The following is a 19,673-nucleotide window of genomic DNA, read 5'->3' on the forward strand; positions in this document are numbered from 1 at the left end:
CCAACCGCAATCACCCCACGAGGAGGAGGTCGCGTTGAGGTCCGCGGTGCTCCGGCCCGGCAACCCGTGGCCCTTCCCGCGCAGACACGACATGCCCTGCCGCGTGTGCGATGTTCCCGGCCGCGTTCACATCGGCGTTGCCGGCGTATCCGCAGGACCGGCACCGGTAACGCGCTTGGCTGTGGGCGTGCTGCTCAACCGCGAGATTCCACACATACCGGGCATGCCCGCAATGCTCCAGCAACGCCGCCTCTTGGGCAGGCGAGGGCAGGAGCCGGTAACGGGACACGCCGATCAAACTACCGACCGCAACCGACAAATCCGGGAGAGCACAGTGTCCGGCCGTTCCGGCTTTCCTTTCCGCCCTGAGGGACGGGGCCTCCACCCTCTAGGTATCCGGTGAAACAGGTTTACCGCTCCAAGACCGCCTTCGTCTTCGGCTGGGTGTGGGTCGTGTTCGTCGCGGCCAACGTCGTCGACCTGGTCCTCCGCTACAGCGGCCAGTCGTCCATGGTGGCGCTCGCCGTGCTGGGCACGCTCACCGCCGTCGTGTACGTCGTCGCCATCCGGCCGGCGACCGTGCTCACCGAGCCCGGCCTGCTCGGCCGCACCCCGCTGCGGACCACGTTCGTGCCCTGGGCCTCGGTCGACGACGTGAGCGTCTCCCACTCGATCAACGTCACCCACTCCGGCGAGCAGCTGCTCCACCTGTGGACCCCGATGACCTCGGCCAGGGAGCGCGCCAAGGCCCAGCGCCGCGGCGCGGCCCCGACGCGCCGCGGCCGCTTCCAGACCGAGCCCACGCTGACCAGGGGCGAGCAGGCGGCGGCCGAGGCGATGGCGGGCAAGACCCACGCCGACTGGGTGGGCGAGCAGATCACCGACCGCGCCGAGCAGGCGAAGTTCCGCAAGGAGGAGCCGGGACCGGCCCGGGTGACCTGGGCCTACGACTCCATCGCCGCCTTCGTGGTCGCGCTGGCGCTGATCGTCGCCGCCTACGTGGTCGACTAGCGTTCCGCCTGACCGGCCTGGTGGGCCAGGATGCGCAGCGCGTCGGCGGAGCCCGGGTCGTTCGGGGTGTAGATCTCCAGCCGGTGGTCGGGGCTGTCGGGCTGCAGCCACACCTGATAGTCGACGCTCAGCGCGCCGACCGTCGGATGGCGCAGGCGCATGGTGCCCACCGTGCAGTCGGAGACGTCGCCCGTCGCCCACAGCGCCGCGAAGTCGTCGCTGCGCATCGTGAGCTCGCCGATGAGCCCGGCGAGGCGGGCGTCCATGGGGTAGCGGCCCGCGGTGAGCCGCAGGTAGGCGACGTGGATCCGGGCCAGCTCCAGCCAGTTGCGGTGCAGGTCGCGGGTGACCGGGTCGAGGAAGAACATCCGCGGCACCGACGGGCGTCGCGCGGGATCCGCCGGCGCGTCGAAGTCGGTGTCCCCGGCCATGAGCGCGTGGCCGGTGCGGTTCCACGCGAGCACGTCGCCGCGCCGGCCGAGCACGAGGGCGGGCACGGCCGCGCCGAGGCTCTCCAGGAGCGCGAGGACGCGCGGGTGCGGCTCCTCCGGGCCCGGGTCCGACGGGCGCGACACGGCGCGCTGCCGGGCGAGGTTGTGCAGGTGGTCGGTCTCCACCCGGTCGAGCTTGAGCGCCCGCGCGAGTGCGTCGAGCACCTGCTCCGAGGCGGTCTCGGCCAGGCCCTGTTCGAGCCGCGTGTAGTAGCCGGCGCTCACCCCCGCGAGCGCGGCCAGCTCCTCGCGCCGCAGACCGGGCACGCGGCGCAGCGCGCCGTAGGTGCGCAGGCCCAGCTCGGCCGGTGTCACCCGGTCACGGCGGTTCTTCAGGTACGTGCCGAGGCTGTCCATGACGTCAGCCTAGAAGGCACGCCCGGCCGGTGGGTGTACCTGTCGTGGGTACCCACAGCTGGGGAATGGCAGCGGCGGGCACCGGGGGAGCACCGTCGAGGCCATGACTTCACACTCTCCCGGCTCTCCCGGCCTGCGGGCCTGGCTCGGCCTCCTGGTGATCCTCTGCCCGGTGCTCCTGGTCTCCATGGACGGATCGATCCTGTTCCTGGCGATGCCCCGGATCAGCGGGGCCCTCTCGCCGACGGCCGACCAGGCGCTCTGGATCCTTGACGTCTACGGGTTCGCCGTGGGGTCCCTGCTGATCGCCTTCGGCAACATCGGGGACCGGTACGGCAGGCTGCGGCTGCTCATGATCGGCGCCGCGCTCTTCGGCGCGGGATCCGCCGGCGCGGCGTACGCGCCGAACGCGGAGCTGCTCATCGCCTTCCGGGCCCTCATGGGGGTGGCCGGGGCCACGCTGCTGCCGTCGGCGCTGGCGGTGCTGAGCGAGCTGTTCCCCGACCCGCGGCGGCGGGCGCGGGCCATCGGCATCTTCGCGGCCGCGTTCGCCGCCGGGTTCGCGATCGGGCCGATCGTCGGGGGCGTCCTGCTGGAACGGTTCTGGTGGGGCTCGGTCTTCCTGGTCAACCTGCCCGTCATCAGCGTGTTCCTGCTGTTCGCACCCGTCCTGCTGCGGGAGGCGCGGGTCACCCGGCCCGGCCGGGTCGACGTGCCGAGCGTGCTCAGCTCCGCCGGGGGTCTGCTCCTGGCCGGCTACGGCATCAAACACGCCGCCGCGGAAGGCCTGTCGGCGGTCCCGGTCGCGGCGGTCGTCGCCGGGGTCGGCCTGCTGGCCTGGTTCGCCCGCCGCCAGCGGGTGCTGGAACACCCGTTGATCGACTTCTCCCTGTTCCGCGACCGCGTCTTCACGCTGGCGATCGTCACGGGCGTGCTGCCGCTGGCGGCGTGGTCGGCGGCGGCCTACCTGTCGGGCGTCTACCTGCAGTCCGTCCTCGACGTGCCGGTTCTGGGCGCGGCGTTCCTCGCGATCCCGGGGGCTGCTGTCCTGACGACCATGTGCGTCGTCACACCCGCCGTGATCGACCGCATCGGCAAGAGGACGGCGCTCGCCCTCTGCCACCTGTTCATCACCACCGGGCTCGTGCTGCTGCTCATGACCGGCGTCTCGGGCGGTATCGGCTGGTACGTCGCCTCCACGGTCATCGCGGGCGTCGGGTACGGCATCTCGTTCAGCGTCGTCGCCGACACGGCCGTGGGCGCCGTGCCCGTGGAGCAGGCGGGGGCGGCGAGCGCCATCGCCGAGACCGGGAACGAGCTCGGCAACGCCCTCGGCATCGCGCTGCTCGGCTCGCTCGCCGCCCTGGTGTTCCGGCTCCAGGGGCCGGACCTGGCGCCCACCCTCGACGAGACCCGCCGGATCGCCGAACTGGCCCCGGAAGCTCTCGCGGACGCCAAGGCCGCCTTCGTCACCGGCCTGCACGCCGCCGCGGCGGTCGCCGCCGTGCTGCACGCCGCGCTCGGCGTCCTCGTCCTGCGCCTGCTTCCCCGGCCCCTGTCCCGCCCCCGCCCCCGGCCCCGGCCCCGGCCGTCCGGGCCCGACGGCGGGTCGCCGCGCGCCGGTCGCCGGCATGCCAAGGTGGAGAGATGACGACGTCAGCCCAGCTGCGCAAGACCGCGCTCTCCCATCCCGAGGCGGTCGCCGCCGACGGCGGCCGGGTGTTCACCGTGGGCGGCCAGGAGTTCGCCGCGCTGGACCCGGACGCCCACGTGCGGCTCCGGCTGCCCGCCGCCGAGGCGGAGGACATGCTCTCCCAGCACGCGACGGCCGAGAGGGGAGGCGCCTTCGTCCGGCTGCCGATCGCCGACATCAACGGCCAGGCGCTCAACTACTGGGTACGGCGCGCCTGGCTCGCGTGCGCCCCGCCGGAACTCGCCGCCGCGGCGTCCGCGGCCGAGCAGGCCGGCGCGGGCGAGATCGGCGACCTGCCCAAGGCGATCGGACGACCCGCCACCCGCGCCCTGGCCAATGCCGGCATCACCACCCTCGACCAGGTCGCCCACCTCTCGGACGCGGAACTCGCCGCCCTGCACGGGGTCGGCCCGAAGGCCGTCCGAATCCTGCGCGAAACCCTCGCCACCCGCTGATGTCGTCGGCGCGGCTGGGGGATGCCCGTCGGCGTCACTCGGACGGGGTTCGCCACGCGTCGAGGTGAGTGTCGAGGAACGTGCTCAGCGATGTGGGCTCGTGTCCGGTGATCAGCTTCACGGCAGGGGAGAGGTCGGCGAAGCCGCCGTTCCGGACGCGGTGGTAGAGGTCGTCGAGGATGCCCGCCGTCCAGGGGTCGAGCCCGTGGTGGGTGTCTTCCGGTACGGGGTCCTCGGCGCGGATCTCATGGCCGAGGCGCGACGACAGCTCCTTGGCCACGGTCGCGACCGTGATCGCCTCGGGGCCGGTGATCGTGTACGCCTGGCCGCGGTGCTCGTCCGGCGCGAGGAGCGCGGCCACGGCGACCTCGGCGATGTCGCGCGCGTCCACCCATGCGAGCGGCGCGCCGCCCGAGGGCAGGCTCAGGACGTGGTCGTCCCGTACGGCGTCGAGGTAGAACCGGGAGTCGGTCAGGATCTGGTGGAACCAGGACGGGCGGAGCAGGGTCCAGGAGGCGGCGCGGGTGACGACCGCGTCCTCCACCCGGCGCGCCCAGTGGTCCGGCGCGACGGTCTCGGCGCCCTGCTCGGACAGCAGGACGACATGCGCCTCCGGGTTGACCTCGACCAGGCCGGCCACGAGCTCCGGGGCGGCGAGGAGGTCGGGGCGCATGAGGTAGATCGCGTCCACGCCCGCGGCGGCCTCGCGCCAGGTTGTGGGGTCGTCCCAGTCGAAGCGGATCTGATCGGTCCCGTCGGGCCGGGACGACCCGGCGCGTACGAGGATCCCGGCGCGGCGCAGCCGTACGGCCACCTCGCGTCCCGTCTTGCCGCGAGCGCCGGTCACCAGGGCTGTGCGAATCATGGCATGGCCTTTCGTGGATACTTGATTCAATCAAGCACTCACCCTGACACAGATACTTGAGGACATCAAGCTTTTGGTAGGATGAGGCCATGGCCGTACCCCCGGGACCCGTCACCGCCTCGACCGACGCCGAACGCGCCATGTTCGACTTCGTCGACGCCTACGACCGCGCCTACGAGACCGCGGCCCTGGAGCACGGGCTGAGCGTGGCCCAGGCCTGCGTGCTCGGGCGGCTCGACCGGCAGTTCGGGATGCGCGAACTGGCCGACCTGCTCGGCTGCGACGCGTCCAACGTCACCCAGATCATCCGCAGACTTGAGGCGCGCGCCCTCGTCCGCCGCCGGCCGCACCCCGACGACGGGCGCTCCCGTCAGATCGTCCGGACCGCCGAAGGGGCCACCCTGTACGCCGCCTTCGAGAAGTCCTTCGCGTTCGCCCGCGCCGCCGTCGCCAACCTGGACGCCCGCGAACAGGACCAGTTGGCCGCCCTGCTCCGCAAGGCCCTCAACGGAAACTGACCCGGCTTCCTCTTCCATTTCTTACATGCGCCTTTTCGTGATGCGGACCGCCACGTAAGGTTCATTCGTGAACCCCCTCTTCCCGAACGACTTCTACGAGCCCGTCATCGGACTCGTCGTGTTCCTTGTCACCCTGTTCGTCGTCGGCAAAGTGCTGATACCGCGCTTGCAGAAGACGCTGGTCGAGCGGGCCGACGCGATCGACGGGGGAATCCGGAGAGCGGAGGAGGCCCAGGCCGAGGTCCGAAATCTGCAGCGGCAATACCATGAGCAGTTGGAAGAGGCCCGGCGCGAAGCGGCACGGCTGCGGGAGGAGGCGCGCGAGCAGGGCGCGCAGATCAGGGCCGAGTTCCGCGCGCAGGCACAGGCCGAGGCTCGCCGCCTCATCGAGACGGCGCACGCCCAGATCGAGGCCGACAGACAGGCGGCGTTCGCCCACATCCGCACGGAACTCGGCCGGCTGTCGACCGACCTGGCGGGCCGCATCATCGGGGAGTCATTGGAAGATGACGTGCGGCATTCCGCCATCGTGGCACGATTCCTGGACGAGCTGGAGAATCGACCGGTCTCTTGAGGTGACGGGCCAAGAAGTCGGCAGGAATGGTTTCACGGCCGCCAAATGCTCCGGCGACAAGGCGCGGTCTTGATGGTGCGGTGCGTGCCCGGCCTGCTGCCTGACTTCGACCGCAGGAATTGCTGGGATTCGGCCGAGCATGCCGGATTGGCCAGCCCGCCGACCATGCGATTCCGGCGTGCTCGTACGCCGATGTCGTTCGTGATGACGTACGCGGCCAGGTCATCGAAAAGCCCGGCCAAGGCGGTGTGCTGAGCGTGGACGAGACCGGCTTCTCGGAGGTCAGCGGTCGCGGTTGACGAAGCGGGTCATGCCGGCTCGGGCGATGCCCGAGGCTTCGACCTCCTTGGCGGCCTCCGTCTCCACGGCGAAGGCGGCCTCGACCTCCTCCAGCGACGGGCGCAGGAGGCGGAGGTGGACGCCGGTGGCGGTGCCCGGGAGGGTCCAGCGGTGGACAAGGCCGATCGCCGTGTCCAGGAGGGCGTCGGGGGTGACGAGTTCGTCCAGGATGCCGAGCCGCTGCGCCTCCTCCGCGCTGATGCGGGACGAGTCCAGCACGAAGCGCAGCGCCCGGCCGCCGAGGAGGCGGCGCAGCAGGAGGCTGGAGGCGTTGGAGATGGACAGGCCGATGTGGTTCTCGGGCAGGAAGTACTCGGCGGCGGAGGTGCCGAGGCGGGCGTCGAAGCAGAGGGTCCACTCGGCGGCGCCGCCGACGCACAGGCCGTTGACGGCGGCCACCACGGGCACCCGGGTCTGCAGGACGGCCCTGGTCAGGTCGTGGAAGAGGGCGACCTCGTCCAGCAGTGACTGACCGACCGCCTCGTTGATGTCCTCGCCCGCCGAGAACGCCCGCCCGGTGCCGGTCACCACGATGCCTCTGACCGAGCCGTCGCCGTGGTCGCGGACGGCCTGGGCGAGGTCCTTGCGCATGCCGGCGGTGAGCGCGTTGAGCTTGTCGGGGCGGTTCAGGGTGATGACGGCCACCTCGTCGCGGACCGTGATGTCGATCATGACCTCTCCTCTACGAAGGTGAACGCGCCGGCCCGCTGGTCGGGCCGTAGCAGGTGACGCTTCTCGATGCGGGCGGACGGGGTGAGCCGGAAGCCGTCCACGAACTCCACGTACGCGGGGATCTTGAAACGGGCCAGGCGCTCCCCGGCGTGCGCGACCAGGCTCGCGGCCGTCTCCCTGTCGGCCGGATGGCCGGGATTGAGCTGTACGAACGCCTTGGGCAGCTCGCCCCATAGGTCGTCGGGCACGGCCACGACGGCGGAGCTGAGCACGGCCGGGTGTTCGCCGAGCACGCGTTCGACCTCGGCGCAGGAGATGTTCTCGCCGCCCCTGCGGACCATGTCCTTCAGCCGCCCGGAGTGGTGGATGTAGCCGTGCTCGTCCTGGAAGCCCAGGTCGCCGGTGTGGTACCAGCCGCCGCGGAACACCTCGGCGGTGGCCTCGGGGTGGTTCCAGTAGCCCTTCATCATCGGCCGGCCGCGGACGAGGATCTCGCTCGTCTCCTCGTCGAGCCTGACCTCCTTGCCGGCCGGGGGCAGGCCCATGGCGCCGGTGCCGACGGTGTCCACGGCCTCCGCGGCGGCGAGCAGGTCGGGGCCGCTCTCGGTGGACCCGTACAGCTCCCGCCAGGGCGCGCCCCAGCGCTCCTCGAACGCGCGGTGCAGGTTGGGGGCGATGCCGGAGCACAGGACCAGCCGCATGCGGTTGTCCCGGTCGTGTTCGTGCGGCGGCTGCTTGTACAGGAGCAGCGGCATGGTGCCGAGCACGTACGTGAGCGTCGCGCCGTGCTCGCGGACGGCGGTCCAGAAGCCGGAGGCCGAGAAGCGGGGGAGCACCACGTGCGGGATGCCGCCCATCAGGCACATCAGCGTGGTCCACTGCGGATCCATGTACGAGTGCGCCTGCGCGATGATCATGACGTCGTCGTCGCGGATGCGCACGTGGTCGGCGACGATGCCGGCGCAGCGGATCCAGTAGTCGTGGGTGAGCAGGCAGGCCTTGGGGAAGCCGGTGGTGCCGGAGGTGTACTGAAAATTCGCGACATCGTCCGGGCCGGGCGAGACGTCGGGCGGATCCGCGGGGCCGGACAGCGCGTCCAGCGTGTAGGCCGGACCCGGGATGTGCGGCACGTGCTCCGGCGTCGTCAGCGTGACCACCGCGCCCGAGTCGCGCAGCACGTGCTCCAGGTCGGCGGCGCGGTAGCGGACGTTGACCGGCACCGTGATCGCCCCGGCCTTGAGCACGGCCAGCCAGCTCAGCGGCCAGCCGATGACGTTCTCCATCATGATCGCGACTCGGTCGCCGGGCCGGACGCCCTTCGCGGCGAGCGCCCCGGCCAGCCGGTCGGACTCGGCGTCCGTCTCGGCGAAGCTCAGGGACGCCTCGGGGAAACGCAGGAACTCGCGTCCGCCGTACCGCTGCGCGGCGTGGCGGACCAGCTCGGGAATCGTTCGGTACGAGTCAGTCACGGGGCGGCTCCCAGGGCAGGTCGGGCAGCAGGGAGAGGTCGGCGGCAGGCGGCGGTGCGGTCGTCGACCGGACGGCCGCGAGCCCGATGGCCACGAACTCCGCGCACACCTGCTCCAGTGTCGAGTCGCCGTCCGGGCGGTACCACTCGCTGGTGCCGGTGCACATGGTCATGAGCGCGAGCCGGGTGAGCTTCTGGTCGGCGACGTGGAACACGCCCTCCCGCACCCCGTCGGCCACCGCCTCGCGCCAGCGGTCCTCGTACACGTCGCGCAGCGCGATGACCTCGGCCAGGGCGGGGGAGCCGGGGGTGAGGGAGCGCAGTTCGCCGTCCATGACCCGGGTGGTCATCGGGTTCAGCGCGTGCGTGGCGGTGAGCGAGCTGATCAGCAGGGCCAGCCGCTCGGCGGCGCCGGCCGCGCCGTCGAGCACGGTCGTGGTGGCCTCGACGAGGCCCCGGTGCCCGCTGATGAGCAGGTCGGCGAGGAGGGCTTCCTTGCTGGGGACGTGGTGGTAGATGCCGGCGTTCGTCATGCCCACGGTACGGGCGAGATCGCGGATGGTCGTGGCCGCGTACCCCTGGCGGGCGAAGAGCAGCACCGCCGCCGTCCTGATGCGCAGGCCGGCGTCGGCATCGCGGTCGGTGAGGTACGTGGCGAGAGGCATCATGAGTCCTACCGAACGTTCGGTTAGCACGATATGTCGCACGATAAAGCAGAAAAGCGACATCGGCTAGAGGTGAGTTCGGTCTCGCGGGTTTGGTCTCATCGGTGAGACCAGCCCAAACCTTGGTCTCACGAGGTGAACTGGTGAGACCATGCCGGGCTTCGGTCTCACGGATGAGACCGAAGTCAGCGCCAGGCGTCGATCAGCTCGTCCGGGGTGACGTGCCGGATCCCGTCGACGGTGCAGCCCGCACGGGAGACGGCGTACAGCGGGGTGTCCGTGTCGGCGCCGGGCATCTTCGACCGGTGCACGATCAGCTCGCTGAGGTCGTGATGGTCGAAGGGCCGGTTCTCCAGCCACTTGATCGAGCCCAGCAGGGTGACGCGCCTGGCCACCGGTTCGCGGTCGGCGCCGACGAGGTCGATCTCCGGGTTGTTGGTCCGCGTCCAGTAGCCGCCCACGGCGCCGGTCTCCTCGGGCAGGTCGGCCATGCGGCGCAGCGACTCCCGGATCACCGGCTCCACGGCCATGCCGCGCCAGGAGGCCCAGCATCGGCGGATGTGCTCCAGCACCTGGTCACCCCGGCCCCGTTCGATGACCGTCAGCCGGGTCCCGATGAAGGGGATCCAGAAACGCAGGTGCGAGTCGACCAGGTGGTAACGCGTTTCCCGCGACGGACGCGTGGACAGCGGCCGTTCGACCGCGATCATCCGTTTCTCCAGCAGCACCTGGAGGGCGCGGTTCATGGTGGCCCGGGACATGCCCTGAGTGGCGGCGGTGATGTTCGCGTGGGTGCGCTGCCCTGATCCGATCGCGGTGAGGACCTGACGGGCGTGCGCCTCCGGCGGGAACTCCGCGTCCAGAGCGCGCTCTCCGCTGACCACCAGAGCGGAGATCGGGTCGTTGACCGCCTCCCGCAGGTAGTCCCAGAGCGAGCCGCCCTCGGGCCACTCCTCGCAGATCAGGGGAAGGCCCCCGGACACCAGATAGGCGTCGAACGCCTCCGCCGCGGGCAACCCGAGGGCCGTCCCGACGTCGCGAGGAGTGAGGGGATCGACCAGGAAATCTGCCGCCCGCTGGTAGAAGGGCCGGTCGTAGGTGTTGATCACCTCCATCATCGACAGGTCGGAGCCGATGAGGAGCAGCAGCACCGGCCGCCGGGAGAACTCCCGGTCGAAGACCTTCTGCAGCACGCCTTCCAGCGTGGGGTCCGCCTTGATGAGGTATGGCAGCTCGTCGATCACGACGACGCTCGGCGCGTCCTCGGGCAGGGAGCGGGCCAGCAGAACGAGGGCGTCGTGCCAGGACTCGGGCTCGCGCTCGTGGAAGACCGAGGCGGTGGGGAGGTCGCTCGCCCGCACCTCGTCGGTGAAGGTGCGCAGTTCCCTGCTCAGGGTCTGGCCGGTCGCCGTGTAGAACAGGTACGGCACGCCGGACTGGCGGATGAACTCCTCCGCCAGCCGCGACTTGCCCACCCGCCGGCGACCTCGGACCAGCAGCGCGCGACCGGGGCGCCCGGTCCTGCTGGTGCGGCACTTCTCCAGCGCACGCCCGAGAACGGCCAGCTCCCGCTTCCTGCCGATGAAGGGCTCCACGGCACCTCCCGTTGGTCTCATCCGTGAGACTAACAAGGAGTTTGGTCTCACGAAGCGAACTTGTGACACCATGCCGGGACTTTGGTCTCACGTGTGAGACCAAAGTCGGGAAGAGGGCCACTTCTGGCCCCATCAAAAGTGGTGGGTCCAGAAGTGGCCCTGTTCTACGTGAGCCCCAGGGCCGTGGTCAGGTCGGCTTTCAGGAGTGCCAGGTCTTCCGCCGCGCGGGTGCGCGCCGGGGCGACGTCGTCCGTCACCGGGACCACGACCTCCAGATAGCACTTGAGCTTGGGCTCGGTGCCCGAGGGCCGGACGACCACGCGGGCGTCGCCCGACAGGGTGAAGCGGAGGCCGTCGGTCGGGGGGAGCCCGCCGTCGCCGCGGTTCAGGTCGTCGGCCCGTACCACGTCACGGCCGCCGAGGCGGGCCGGCGGGGCGGCGCGCAGGCGGGCCATGGCGTCCGCGATGAGCGACAGGTCGGCGACCCGGAAGGAGAGCTGGGCCGTGGCGTGCAGGCCGTAGCGCCGGGCCTGGTCGTCGAGGAGGTCCAGCAGGGTGCGGCCGGCGCGCTTGGCGTCGGCGGCGACGGCCGCCACGGTGAGGGCGGCGCCGATGCCGTCCTTGTCGCGGACCGGCAGCACGGGGGAGCCGTCGCGGGTGGTGCCGACGCTGTAGCCGATGGCCTCCTCGTAGCCGAAGACCAGCCCGGGACCGGCCTTGATGATCCACTTGAAGCCGGTGAGGGTCTCGCCGTAGCCGACGCCGTGGGCGCGGGCGATCTTGCCGAGCAGGGTCGAGGAGACGATCGTGGTGGCGACCATGCGCTCGCCCGTGGTGTGCGTGATGACGTGCTCGGCCAGCAGGCCGCCGATCTCGTCGCCGGTGAGCATGCGGCAGCCGCCGCCAGGCAGCGGGACGCCCACCGCGCACCGGTCGGCGTCGGGGTCGTTGGCCAGCACCAGGTCGGCGCCCGTCTTGGCGGCCAGGGCGACGGCGAGGTCCATCGCGCCGGGCTCCTCCGGGTTGGGGAAGGCCACGGTCGGGAAGTCGGGGTCGGGGTCGCGCTGCTCCGCCACCGGCAGCGGCGGCTCGAAGCCGGCCGCCTGGAAGGCCCGCGCGAGCGTGTCGGCACCCACGCCGTGCAGCGGCGTGTAGGCCACCTTCAGGTCGCGGGCCTCGCCCAGCGGCAGCGCGGTGACCGCGTCGAGGTAGGCGGCCACGACGGACTCGTCGAGCAGCGTGCCGGAGCCGCCGAGCGGCAGCTCGCCGACGGGTCCCACCGCGTCGATCGCGGCCGAGATCTCCGCGTCGATCGGCGGCACGATCTGGGAGCCGTCGCCCCAGTAGACCTTGTAGCCGTTGTCGCGGGGCGGGTTGTGGCTGGCCGTGACCGTCACGCCCGCGTCGGCGCCCAGGTGGCGGACGGCGAAGGCGAGCACCGGGGTCGGCAGCGGCCGGGGTAGCACGGAGGCGCGCAATCCGGCGCCCTCCAGCACGGCCGCCGTGTCGCGGGCGAACACGTCGGACTTGTGGCGGGCGTCGTAGCCGATCACCACGTGCCTGCCTGGGCCGAGCACCCGGGCCAGCCCGGCGGCGGCGCGCATGACGGTGACCCGGTTCATCCGGTTGGGCCCGGCGCCCAGCTCGCCGCGGAGCCCCGCGGTGCCGAACTCCAGCTTGGCCCCGAACCGGTCGAGCAGCCCTTCGGCGTCGTCGCGCTCCAGCAGGCCGGCCAGCTCGGCCCGGGTGTCGGGGTCGGGGTCCTGCGCCAGCCACGCCCTGGCCCGCTCGCGCACGTCGGTCACAGTCGGTCGACCGCCTTCGCCAGCAGCACGCCCATGCGGGCGGCGGTGGTGCGGCCGACCTGCAGGACCTCCTCGTGGTCGAGCGGGTCGCCCGCCAGCCCGGCGCCCGGGTTGGTGACCAGGGAGACGCCGAGCACGTCCAGCCCCGCCTCGCGGGCCGCGATCGCCTCCAGGACGGTGGACATGCCGATCAGGTCGCCGCCGAGCGTGCGCAGCATCCGGATCTCGGCGGGCGTCTCGTAGGTGGGGCCGCGGAAGGCGACGTAGACGCCCTCGGTGAGGCTCGGGTCGATCTCCCGTACGAGGTCGCGCAGGCGCTTGGAGTAGACCTCGGTCAGGTCGAGGAACGTGGTGCCGGTGATCGGGTTGGCGCCGGTCAGGTTGATGTGGTCGCTGATCAGCACGGGGTCGCCGACCTGCTGGGTCTCGGGCCGCAGCCCGCCGGCGGCGTTGGTCAGCACGATCGTGCGTACCCCGGCCGCGGCCGCGGTGCGGACGCCGTGGACCACCGAGTCGACGCCGCGGCCCTCGTACAGGTGGCTGCGTCCGAGGAAGACCAGCGCGTGGCGGCCGGCGTCGGTGCGGACGACGCGGATGCGGCCGCCGTGACCGGCGACGGCGGGGGCGGCGAAGCCGGGCAGGTCGGTGAACGGGACCTCCGCCACCACCTGCCCGATCGCGTCGGCGGCGGGCACCCAGCCGGACCCCATCACGAGGGCCACGTCGAAGGAGTCGAGACCGGCGGCGGCCTTCAGCGCGGCGGCCGCCTCGCGGGCGAGGACATAGGGGTCATTGCTCACCTCAGTAGTTTAGGAGCAGGCGGTCGAGCACCCGCACCCCGAACTGCAGCGCCTCGACCGGCACCCGTTCGTCCACGCCGTGGAACATCGAGGCGAAGTCGAGCTCGGCCGGCAGCCGCAGCGGCACGAACCCGAACCCGCGGACGTTCAGGTCGGCGAAGAAGGTCTTGTTGTCGGTGCCGCCCGACATGCAGTACGGGATCGCCCGCGCGGACGGGTCCTCGGCCTTCAGCGCCTCGATCATCGACTCGACCAGGGCGCCGTCGAACGTGGTCTCCAGCGCGATGTCGTGGTGCACGAACTCGCGGCGCACCTTCGGCCCGATCAGCTCGTCAACGGTGGCGAAGAACTCGTCCTCGAAGCCCGGCAGGAACCGGCCGTCGACCACGGCGGTGGCCTGGCCGGGGATGACGTTCGACTTGTAGCCGGCGTCGAGCTGGGTCGGGTTGGCGGTGTGGCGCAGGGTGGCGCCGACGAAGCGCACCAGCGGGCCGAGCCGGTCCAGCAGGGCCTTCGGGTCGTCCTCGTCGAACGGCAGCCCGTAGGCGTCGGCGATCTCGGAGAGGAAGCGCCGCACGGTCGGGGTGTAGGTGAGCGGCCAGTCGTGCGCGCCGATCCTGGCCACGGCCTTGGCGACCTCGGTGACGGCGTTGTCGGCGTTCAGCATGGAGCCGTGGCCGGCGGTGCCGTCGGCGATCAGCTTCATCCAGGCCAGGCCCTTCTGGGCCGTCTCGATGAGGTAGAGCCGCAGCGACGGGTCGACCTCCAGCGAGTAGCCGCCGACCTCGCTGATCGCCTCGGTCACGCCCTCGAACAGGCCGGGGTGGTGCTTGGTGAGGTACTTGGCGCCGAAGTTGCCGCCCGCCTCCTCGTCGGCCAGCCAGGCGAAGACCAGGTCGCGGCGGGGGCGGCGGCCGTCGCGGGTGAGCTGGCGGAGCACGGCCAGCATCATCGCGTCCATGTCCTTCATGTCGACCGCGCCGCGGCCCCAGATGTAGCCGTCGCGCACCTCGCCGGCGAACGGGTCGACCGACCAGTCTGCGGCGTTGGCCGGGACCACGTCCAGGTGGCCGTGGACGAGGAGGGCGGGCAGCGACGGGTCGGCGCCCTCGACCCGGGTGATCACGTTGCCCCTGCCGGGCGCGCTCTCCAGGTAGGTGGCCTCGATGCCGACCTCGGCCAGCCGGGCCAGGACGACCTCGGCGGCGGCCCGCTCGCCGGGGCCGCTGTCGTCACCGTAGTTGCTGCTGTCGACCTTGATCAGCTCCACGCACAGGTCGGCGACTTCGTTCTCGGCAGGCGTCATGATCTCTTCTCCATGGTGAGCAGGCCGGACTTGCGGAGGTGTCCTCGTTTGTAGGCCCGGGTGATGAGTGTGACATCGATGTCGGTGACCTCGTCGAGCAGTCCGACGACGCCCGACAGGAACCGGTAGAGCGCGGCCTCGTGGGCCACCGCGACCTGGACGATGAGACCGTGGGTGCCGGTCGTGGCGGCGCAGTAGCGCACGTTCGGATGGGCGGCGAGCGTCTGGCCGACCCGGTCCAGGCCGTGCGGCCGGACCTTGAGCCAGAGCTGGGCCTCCACCGCCAGGCCGAGCAGCGCCGGTTCGGCCTCGGCGCGGAGCAGCAGCAGGCGGCGCTCCAGCAGGGAGGTGACCCGCCTGCGCGCGGTCGGCAGCGACAGGCCGAGCCGCTCGGCCACGGCCGCGATCGGGATCCGCCCGTCGGCGGCCAGCAGGCCGGCGATCTCCTCCTCCAGGGGTGAGAGCCCGTCCACATCGGGCAGAGGTCCCGGCGGCGGGGGCGGCCGCAGGCGGGCGGCCTCCTCGTCGGTGAGGAACGGCGCGTGCCATTCGGCCACGGTCCTGAAGGTGTGGAGGACGATCTGGGTCTGGGTCTGCACTACCCCGTCGACGGCGGACATCTGCGCGGACAGGATGTCGTGCAGGTCGTCCCTGGACGGGGAGACCAGCTCGCAGCCGACGTCGGTGACGCCGGTCAGCGCGTAGACCGAGCGGATGTCCGGCCGTTCCGACAGGGCCAGTGCCACCGCGGCCGCCGCGCCGGGCCGGACGCATACGTGCAGGTGGGCCGGCCGGCCGTGGCCGGTGCGCAGGTCGTCGTGGATCGCGGTGACCCGCACCGCGCCCTCGGCCAGGAGCCGACCGAGCCGCCGGGCGACGGTCCGCTCGTGCTCGCCGACGGCCCGGCCGATCTCGCCCCACGACGCCCGGGGGCTGACTTGGAGCGCGGCGACGAGGCGGCGGTCGAGAACATCCACGCGGAGTCGTTTCTGTGTCGGGTTCCGTCATCCTCGGCGGGATGCCTGACCGGTTTGGTCATTTCTCCGCAGGTTAGGGCAATACGCACCGTTGAGCAAAGGAGCCTCCCGTGGCGACCTCCCCCGTTGCCCCGTCCCCCGTCGGCATCCCCAGGAGCCGGCTGCGCCAGCTCGTCGCGGCCAGCATCGGCAACGTCGTCGAGTGGTACGACTGGTACGCCTACAGCTTCCTGACCGTCTACTTCTCGCAGCAGGTCTTCCCCGAGACGGACAACCCGTTCGTGCCGGTGCTGAGCGCCTTCGGCGTCTTCGCCGTGGGCTTCTTCATGCGGCCGCTGGGCGGGCTGCTGGTGGGCGCGTTCGCCGACCGGTTCGGGCGCAAGACCGCGATGACGTTCACGATCATCCTGATGGGCGTCGGGTCGCTGATGCTCGCGCTCACGCCCACGTACGCGGCCGCCGGCGTGCTGGGGCCGATCATCCTGACGCTGGCCCGGCTCGTCCAGGGACTGTCGGTGGGCGGTGAGTTCGCCGCCGCGACCACGTTCCTGGTGGAGTCCGCGCCGCCCGGCCGGCGCGGGCTGTTCTCCAGCTTCCAGTACGTGAGCACCACGATCGGGCAGTTGCTGGCCGCCGGCCTGGCCGCGCTGCTGGCGAGCATGCTCGCCGAGCCTGACATGAACGCCTGGGGCTGGCGGATCCCGTTCCTGGTCGGCGCGCTGATCAGCCTGGTGGGGCTGTGGATCCGCCGGGGCGCCGAGGAGACCAGCACAGTCGTCGAGGACATCCGGCAGGGCAGGACCGAACGGCCCGGTATGTTCGACTTCCTGCGCCACTACCCGGGCAAGGCCGCGCTCATCGTCGGCATCACCGTCGCCGGCACGGTCGCGTACTACACCTGGACCACGTTCCTGCCCACGTACGCGCAGCAGACCGTGGACTTCGACAAGGCCGACTCGCTCACCGTGAGCACGATCGCGCTGGTGTTCTTCATGGTCCTGCAGCCGCTGCTGGGCATGGTGTCGGACAAGGTGGGGCGCAAGCCGATGCTGCTGACGTTCGGGCTCGGGTTCACGATCCTGCCGGTGCCGCTGCTGGGCATGCTCACCGACTCGTTCGCCAGCCTGCTGGTCATCCAGTGTGTCGGCATGGTCTTCCTCGGCTGCTTCACCTCGGTCTCGGCCGCGGTGAACTCCGAGTTGTTCCCCACCCGGGTGCGCGCCGCGGGGGCGGGCTTCCCGTACTCGCTGACCGTCGCGCTGTTCGGCGGGACCGCGCCGTTCATCGGCACGGCGCTGGCGAACGCCGACGCGTCCTACCTCTTCCCGTGGTACATGTCGGCGCTGGCGCTGATCTCCACCCTGGTGTACGCGTTCGCGCTCAAGGAGACCAAGGACCGGCCGCTGAGCTGAGCCGTCAGTCGCCGAGCGACTTGCAGGGGCGTCCGCGCAGCTCCTTGACGTAGTCGTCGGGCGCGCCGGCCCGCTCGGCGGCGTCGGCCAGGATGCCGAGATAGCGGGCCGAGGGCAGGCCGCCCTCGTAGCCGTCGAGCACGTAGAACCAGGCGACGACCTCGCCGTCGAGCGTCTGAACCCGCAGCCGGACCTTGTGGTAGAGGCCGCGGGCCGCGCCCTCCCACTGGTCGAGTGAGTGCTCGTCGAACTCCGGGACGTCGTAGAGCGCGACGAACACGTGATCGTCGGGATCCTCGACGATCGTCGCGAGCGCGCCCTCCCAGCCCAGGGTCTCCCCGCCGAAGGTCAGGCGCCAGCCGGGCAGCCAGCCCACCCCCCGCAGCGGGGAGTGAGGGGCCCGCATGGCCATCTGCTCCGGGTCCATGTTGCTGCCGTAGGCGGCGTAAACAGGCACAGCATGCAAGAGTAGCGCGACCGTGGCCGCCCCGTTCGTCGGCAGCTCAAGGTATGCGGGACAATGGACGTGTGACGAGGATCGTGATCATCGGTGGCGGACCCGGCGGCTACGAGGCGGCGCTGGTGGCCGCGCAGCTAGGCGCGCAGACCACGCTGATCGAACGCGACGGTCCCGGCGGGGCGTGCGTGCTGACCGACTGCGTGCCGTCCAAGACCCTGATCGCCACCTCGGTCCGCAAACAGGCGCTGCTCGACGCGCCGTCGCTGGGCGTCGGGTTCGACGGCGGCCTCGACGGCGAGGTCGGCGTGGCGCACGTCGACCTGCCCTTGGTCAACAAGCGGGTCAAGGAGCTGGCGCAGGCGCAGTCCGCCGACATCGCCGCGCGGGTCGAGGCCGAGGGCGTGGAGATCATCAAGGGTCAAGGCCGGCTGGTCGACCCGCAGGTGGTCAAGGCCGGCGACCGGACGATCCGGGCCGACGTCGTGCTGGTGGCCACCGGCGCCACGCCGCGCATCCTGCCCGGCGCCGAGCCCGACGGCGAGCGCATCCTCACCTGGCGGCAGCTCTACGACCTCGACGAGCTGCCCGAGCACCTCATCGTGATCGGCTCCGGCGTCACCGGCGCCGAGTTCGCCGGCGCCTACCGCTCGCTGGGCGCGGAGGTCACGCTGGTGTCCAGCCGCGACCGCATGATGCCCAACGAGGACGCCGACGGCGCCGAGGTGCTCGAAGAGGTCTACCGCCGCCGCGGCATGAACGTCATGGGCCGCAGCCGCGCCGCCTCCGTCAAGCGCACCGACGACGGCGTGGTGGTCACCCTGGAGGACGGACGCACCGCCGAGGGCTCCCACGCGCTGATGACGGTCGGCATGATCCCCAACACCGCCGGCATCGGCCTGGAGGAGGCGGGGGTCCAGCTCGACCAGCACGGGTTCATCAAGGTCGACAAGGTCTCGCGGACGTCCGCGCCCGGCGTCTACGCCGCCGGCGACTGCACCGGCGTGCTCATGCTCGCCTCCGTCGCCGCCATGCAGGGCCGCATCGCCGTCTGGCACGCGCTCGGCGAGGCGGTGCAGCCGCTGCGGCTGGCCACCGTGGCGTCCAACATCTTCACCGACCCGGAGATCGCCGCCGTGGGCGTGGCGCAGCGGGTCATCGAGGCGGGCGAGATCGACGCCAAGGTGGTCAAGCTGCCGCTGGCCACCAACGCGCGGGCCAAGATGCAGGGCTTCAACGACGGCTTCGTCAAGCTGTTCTGCCGCCCCAACACGCAGATCGTGCTGGGCGGGGTGGTGGTGGCGCCGCGGGCGTCGGAGCTGATCCTGGCGGTGTCGGTGGCGGTGCAGCAGCGGCTCACGGTCGACCAGCTCGCCCACACGTTCGCGGTCTACCCGTCGCTGTCGGGCTCCATCACCGAGGCGGCCCGCCGCCTGATGCAACCCGAGACGGCCCTCGACATCTGACCGGGACCGACTTTCGATCAGCCGATGTGGTTCGATCACATGTGCGCAAACTCATCATCCAAGAACTCGTCTCGGTCGACGGCTATGTGGCCGGGCCCGACGGAGAGCTCGACTTCTTCGAGTCCGTGACCGACTACGGCCAGGTGGACCGGGACAACCTCCGGATCCTGGCGAACGTGGACACCGTCCTGCTGGGGGCGGCGACCTATCGGATGTTCGTGCAGTACTGGCCCGCCGCCGACGAGACGGTCGCCAAGACGGTGAACACCCTGCCCAAGATCGTCTTCTCCGCCACCCTGGACGCGGCGCCGTGGGGCGGCTGGGAGGCGGCGCGGGTGGTGCGCGGCGACGCGGCCGAGGAGGTCGCGGCGCTCAAGCGGCTGCCCGGCCAGGACCTGATGGTCTGGGGCAGCCTGTCGCTCGCCCGCTCGCTGATCCGCGCCGGTCTGCTGGACGAGCTCCAGCTCCGGGTGATCCCCGTCGCCATCGGCACGGGCCGGAAGCTCTTCCCCGACGACCTGCACCAGCTGGACCTGGAACTGGCCGAGGCCCGGCCCTACGACTCGGGCATCGTCTCCCTGCACTACCGCCCGAGGCGACCGGCCTCCGCCTGAGCGTCGTCAGGCTCCGGCGGCGTCGGGCTTCGGTGGCGCAGCCGGACGCGGCGACCGCGTGGCGCAGCCGGACGCGCCGACCGCGGCCCGGGCGATCTCGTCCCGCTCGATGTTGCCTGGGGCCCGGCCCGCG

The 19,673-nt window shown here is 71.6% G+C and carries 20 protein-coding genes; 8 read left to right on the forward strand and 12 right to left on the reverse strand.

The genetic code is table 11. The features are described 5' to 3' along the window. Window positions 1-10: 10 nt before the first annotated feature. On the reverse strand, window positions 11-385 hold the full coding sequence (locus tag ACGFI7_RS02995; RefSeq protein ID WP_393398399.1) for a helix-turn-helix domain-containing protein: 375 nt from the start codon (window positions 383-385) through the stop codon (window positions 11-13). A 14-nt stretch (window positions 386-399) separates the two neighbouring features. On the opposite strand from ACGFI7_RS02995, the gene ACGFI7_RS03000 reads away from it, so the two are divergent. Beyond that, on the forward strand, window positions 400-1,011 hold the full coding sequence (locus ACGFI7_RS03000) for a hypothetical protein (RefSeq protein WP_393398401.1): 612 nt from the start codon (window positions 400-402) through the stop codon (window positions 1,009-1,011). On the opposite strand, the gene ACGFI7_RS03005 is transcribed toward ACGFI7_RS03000, so the two are convergent. Continuing rightward, on the reverse strand, window positions 1,008-1,859 hold the full coding sequence (locus ACGFI7_RS03005; protein WP_393398403.1) for a helix-turn-helix transcriptional regulator: 852 nt from the start codon (window positions 1,857-1,859) through the stop codon (window positions 1,008-1,010). The two genes, ACGFI7_RS03000 and ACGFI7_RS03005, sit on opposite strands and share 4 nt — an antisense overlap. Window positions 1,860-1,962: 103 nt before the next feature. Between ACGFI7_RS03005 and ACGFI7_RS03010 the strand changes: the two genes are divergently transcribed. Together ACGFI7_RS03010 and ACGFI7_RS03015 are read left to right on the forward strand one after the other, a co-directional pair. Then, window positions 1,963-3,510: an MFS transporter gene (locus ACGFI7_RS03010; protein WP_393398405.1), complete on the forward strand. Its 1,548-nt coding sequence runs from the start codon at window positions 1,963-1,965 to the stop codon at window positions 3,508-3,510. After that, a complete protein-coding gene (locus ACGFI7_RS03015) occupies window positions 3,507-4,007 on the forward strand; it encodes a hypothetical protein (RefSeq protein ID WP_393398407.1) in 501 nt (166 codons plus the stop codon). Before ACGFI7_RS03010 ends, ACGFI7_RS03015 begins: the two co-directional genes overlap by 4 nt. Window positions 4,008-4,041: 34 nt before the next feature. Here ACGFI7_RS03015 and ACGFI7_RS03020 read toward each other — a convergent pair whose 3' ends face one another. After that, window positions 4,042-4,872: a hypothetical protein gene (locus ACGFI7_RS03020; protein WP_393398409.1), complete on the reverse strand. Its 831-nt coding sequence runs from the start codon at window positions 4,870-4,872 to the stop codon at window positions 4,042-4,044. 89 nt (window positions 4,873-4,961) lie between these two features. On the opposite strand from ACGFI7_RS03020, the gene ACGFI7_RS03025 reads away from it, so the two are divergent. Then, window positions 4,962-5,390, forward strand: a complete 429-nt coding sequence (locus tag ACGFI7_RS03025) for a MarR family winged helix-turn-helix transcriptional regulator (RefSeq protein ID WP_393398411.1) — start codon at window positions 4,962-4,964, stop codon at window positions 5,388-5,390. Between the two features lie 67 nt (window positions 5,391-5,457). Continuing rightward, complete coding sequence (locus tag ACGFI7_RS03030; protein ID WP_393398413.1) at window positions 5,458-5,964, forward strand: F0F1 ATP synthase subunit B; 507 nt, start codon at window positions 5,458-5,460, stop codon at window positions 5,962-5,964. Between the two features lie 282 nt (window positions 5,965-6,246). On the opposite strand, the gene ACGFI7_RS03035 is transcribed toward ACGFI7_RS03030, so the two are convergent. From ACGFI7_RS03035 to ACGFI7_RS03070, 8 genes are all read right to left on the reverse strand, one after another. Then, the gene (locus ACGFI7_RS03035; RefSeq protein ID WP_393398415.1) at window positions 6,247-6,975 is read right to left on the reverse strand and encodes an enoyl-CoA hydratase/isomerase family protein; all 729 of its coding nucleotides are present in this window, start codon (window positions 6,973-6,975) and stop codon (window positions 6,247-6,249) included. Beyond that, a complete protein-coding gene (locus ACGFI7_RS03040) occupies window positions 6,972-8,444 on the reverse strand; it encodes a class I adenylate-forming enzyme family protein (protein ID WP_393398417.1) in 1,473 nt (490 codons plus the stop codon). Before ACGFI7_RS03040 ends, ACGFI7_RS03035 begins: the two co-directional genes overlap by 4 nt. Further along, window positions 8,437-9,111: a TetR/AcrR family transcriptional regulator gene (locus ACGFI7_RS03045; RefSeq protein WP_393398419.1), complete on the reverse strand. Its 675-nt coding sequence runs from the start codon at window positions 9,109-9,111 to the stop codon at window positions 8,437-8,439. Before ACGFI7_RS03045 ends, ACGFI7_RS03040 begins: the two co-directional genes overlap by 8 nt. Window positions 9,112-9,293: 182 nt before the next feature. After that, on the reverse strand, window positions 9,294-10,703 hold the full coding sequence (locus tag ACGFI7_RS03050) for an ATP-binding protein (RefSeq protein ID WP_393398421.1): 1,410 nt from the start codon (window positions 10,701-10,703) through the stop codon (window positions 9,294-9,296). Window positions 10,704-10,867: 164 nt separating this feature from the next. Next, a complete protein-coding gene (locus ACGFI7_RS03055; protein ID WP_393398423.1) occupies window positions 10,868-12,508 on the reverse strand; it encodes a phospho-sugar mutase in 1,641 nt (546 codons plus the stop codon). Continuing rightward, window positions 12,505-13,308, reverse strand: coding sequence for a purine-nucleoside phosphorylase (locus ACGFI7_RS03060; protein WP_393398425.1), 804 nt, complete (start codon window positions 13,306-13,308; stop codon window positions 12,505-12,507). The genes ACGFI7_RS03055 and ACGFI7_RS03060 overlap by 4 nt, the downstream gene beginning before the upstream one ends. A gap of 1 nt (window position 13,309) precedes the next feature. After that, the gene (locus tag ACGFI7_RS03065; RefSeq protein WP_393398426.1) at window positions 13,310-14,614 is read right to left on the reverse strand and encodes a M20/M25/M40 family metallo-hydrolase; all 1,305 of its coding nucleotides are present in this window, start codon (window positions 14,612-14,614) and stop codon (window positions 13,310-13,312) included. Then, a complete protein-coding gene (locus ACGFI7_RS03070) occupies window positions 14,611-15,591 on the reverse strand; it encodes an Lrp/AsnC family transcriptional regulator (RefSeq protein WP_393398428.1) in 981 nt (326 codons plus the stop codon). The genes ACGFI7_RS03065 and ACGFI7_RS03070 overlap by 4 nt, the downstream gene beginning before the upstream one ends. Before the next feature lie 110 nt (window positions 15,592-15,701). On the opposite strand from ACGFI7_RS03070, the gene ACGFI7_RS03075 reads away from it, so the two are divergent. Beyond that, window positions 15,702-17,003 (forward strand): MFS transporter, encoded by a 1,302-nt coding sequence (locus ACGFI7_RS03075; RefSeq protein ID WP_393398430.1) that lies wholly within the window; start codon window positions 15,702-15,704, stop codon window positions 17,001-17,003. Between the two features lie 4 nt (window positions 17,004-17,007). Here the strand turns inward: ACGFI7_RS03075 and ACGFI7_RS03080 are convergent, their stop codons facing one another. Continuing rightward, the gene (locus ACGFI7_RS03080; RefSeq protein ID WP_393398432.1) at window positions 17,008-17,460 is read right to left on the reverse strand and encodes a gamma-glutamylcyclotransferase; all 453 of its coding nucleotides are present in this window, start codon (window positions 17,458-17,460) and stop codon (window positions 17,008-17,010) included. Between the two features lie 71 nt (window positions 17,461-17,531). Here ACGFI7_RS03080 and ACGFI7_RS03085 point away from each other — a divergent pair, with 71 nt between their 5' ends. Continuing rightward, window positions 17,532-18,926, forward strand: a complete 1,395-nt coding sequence (locus ACGFI7_RS03085) for an NAD(P)H-quinone dehydrogenase (protein WP_393398434.1) — start codon at window positions 17,532-17,534, stop codon at window positions 18,924-18,926. A gap of 41 nt (window positions 18,927-18,967) precedes the next feature. Beyond that, window positions 18,968-19,540: a dihydrofolate reductase family protein gene (locus tag ACGFI7_RS03090; protein WP_393398436.1), complete on the forward strand. Its 573-nt coding sequence runs from the start codon at window positions 18,968-18,970 to the stop codon at window positions 19,538-19,540. Window positions 19,541-19,673 lie beyond the last annotated feature (133 nt).

The organism is Nonomuraea sp. NPDC048826 (assembly GCF_043198225.1).
Lineage (GTDB): Bacteria > Actinomycetota > Actinomycetes > Streptosporangiales > Streptosporangiaceae > Nonomuraea.

Excerpts from the sequence above, each read along its gene's own strand:
- ACGFI7_RS03025 (WP_393398411.1), top strand. The coding sequence starts at position 4,962 with ATGGCCGTACCCCCGGGACCCGTCACCGCCTCGACCGACGCCGAACGC.
- ACGFI7_RS03065 (WP_393398426.1), bottom strand. The coding sequence starts at position 14,614 with ATGACGCCTGCCGAGAACGAAGTCGCCGACCTGTGCGTGGAGCTGATC.
- ACGFI7_RS03020 (WP_393398409.1), bottom strand. The coding sequence starts at position 4,872 with ATGATTCGCACAGCCCTGGTGACCGGCGCTCGCGGCAAGACGGGACGC.
- ACGFI7_RS03010 (WP_393398405.1), top strand. The coding sequence starts at position 1,963 with ATGACTTCACACTCTCCCGGCTCTCCCGGCCTGCGGGCCTGGCTCGGC.
- ACGFI7_RS03015 (WP_393398407.1), top strand. The coding sequence starts at position 3,507 with ATGACGACGTCAGCCCAGCTGCGCAAGACCGCGCTCTCCCATCCCGAG.
- ACGFI7_RS03005 (WP_393398403.1), bottom strand. The coding sequence starts at position 1,859 with ATGGACAGCCTCGGCACGTACCTGAAGAACCGCCGTGACCGGGTGACA.
- ACGFI7_RS03035 (WP_393398415.1), bottom strand. The coding sequence starts at position 6,975 with ATGATCGACATCACGGTCCGCGACGAGGTGGCCGTCATCACCCTGAAC.
- ACGFI7_RS03045 (WP_393398419.1), bottom strand. The coding sequence starts at position 9,111 with ATGATGCCTCTCGCCACGTACCTCACCGACCGCGATGCCGACGCCGGC.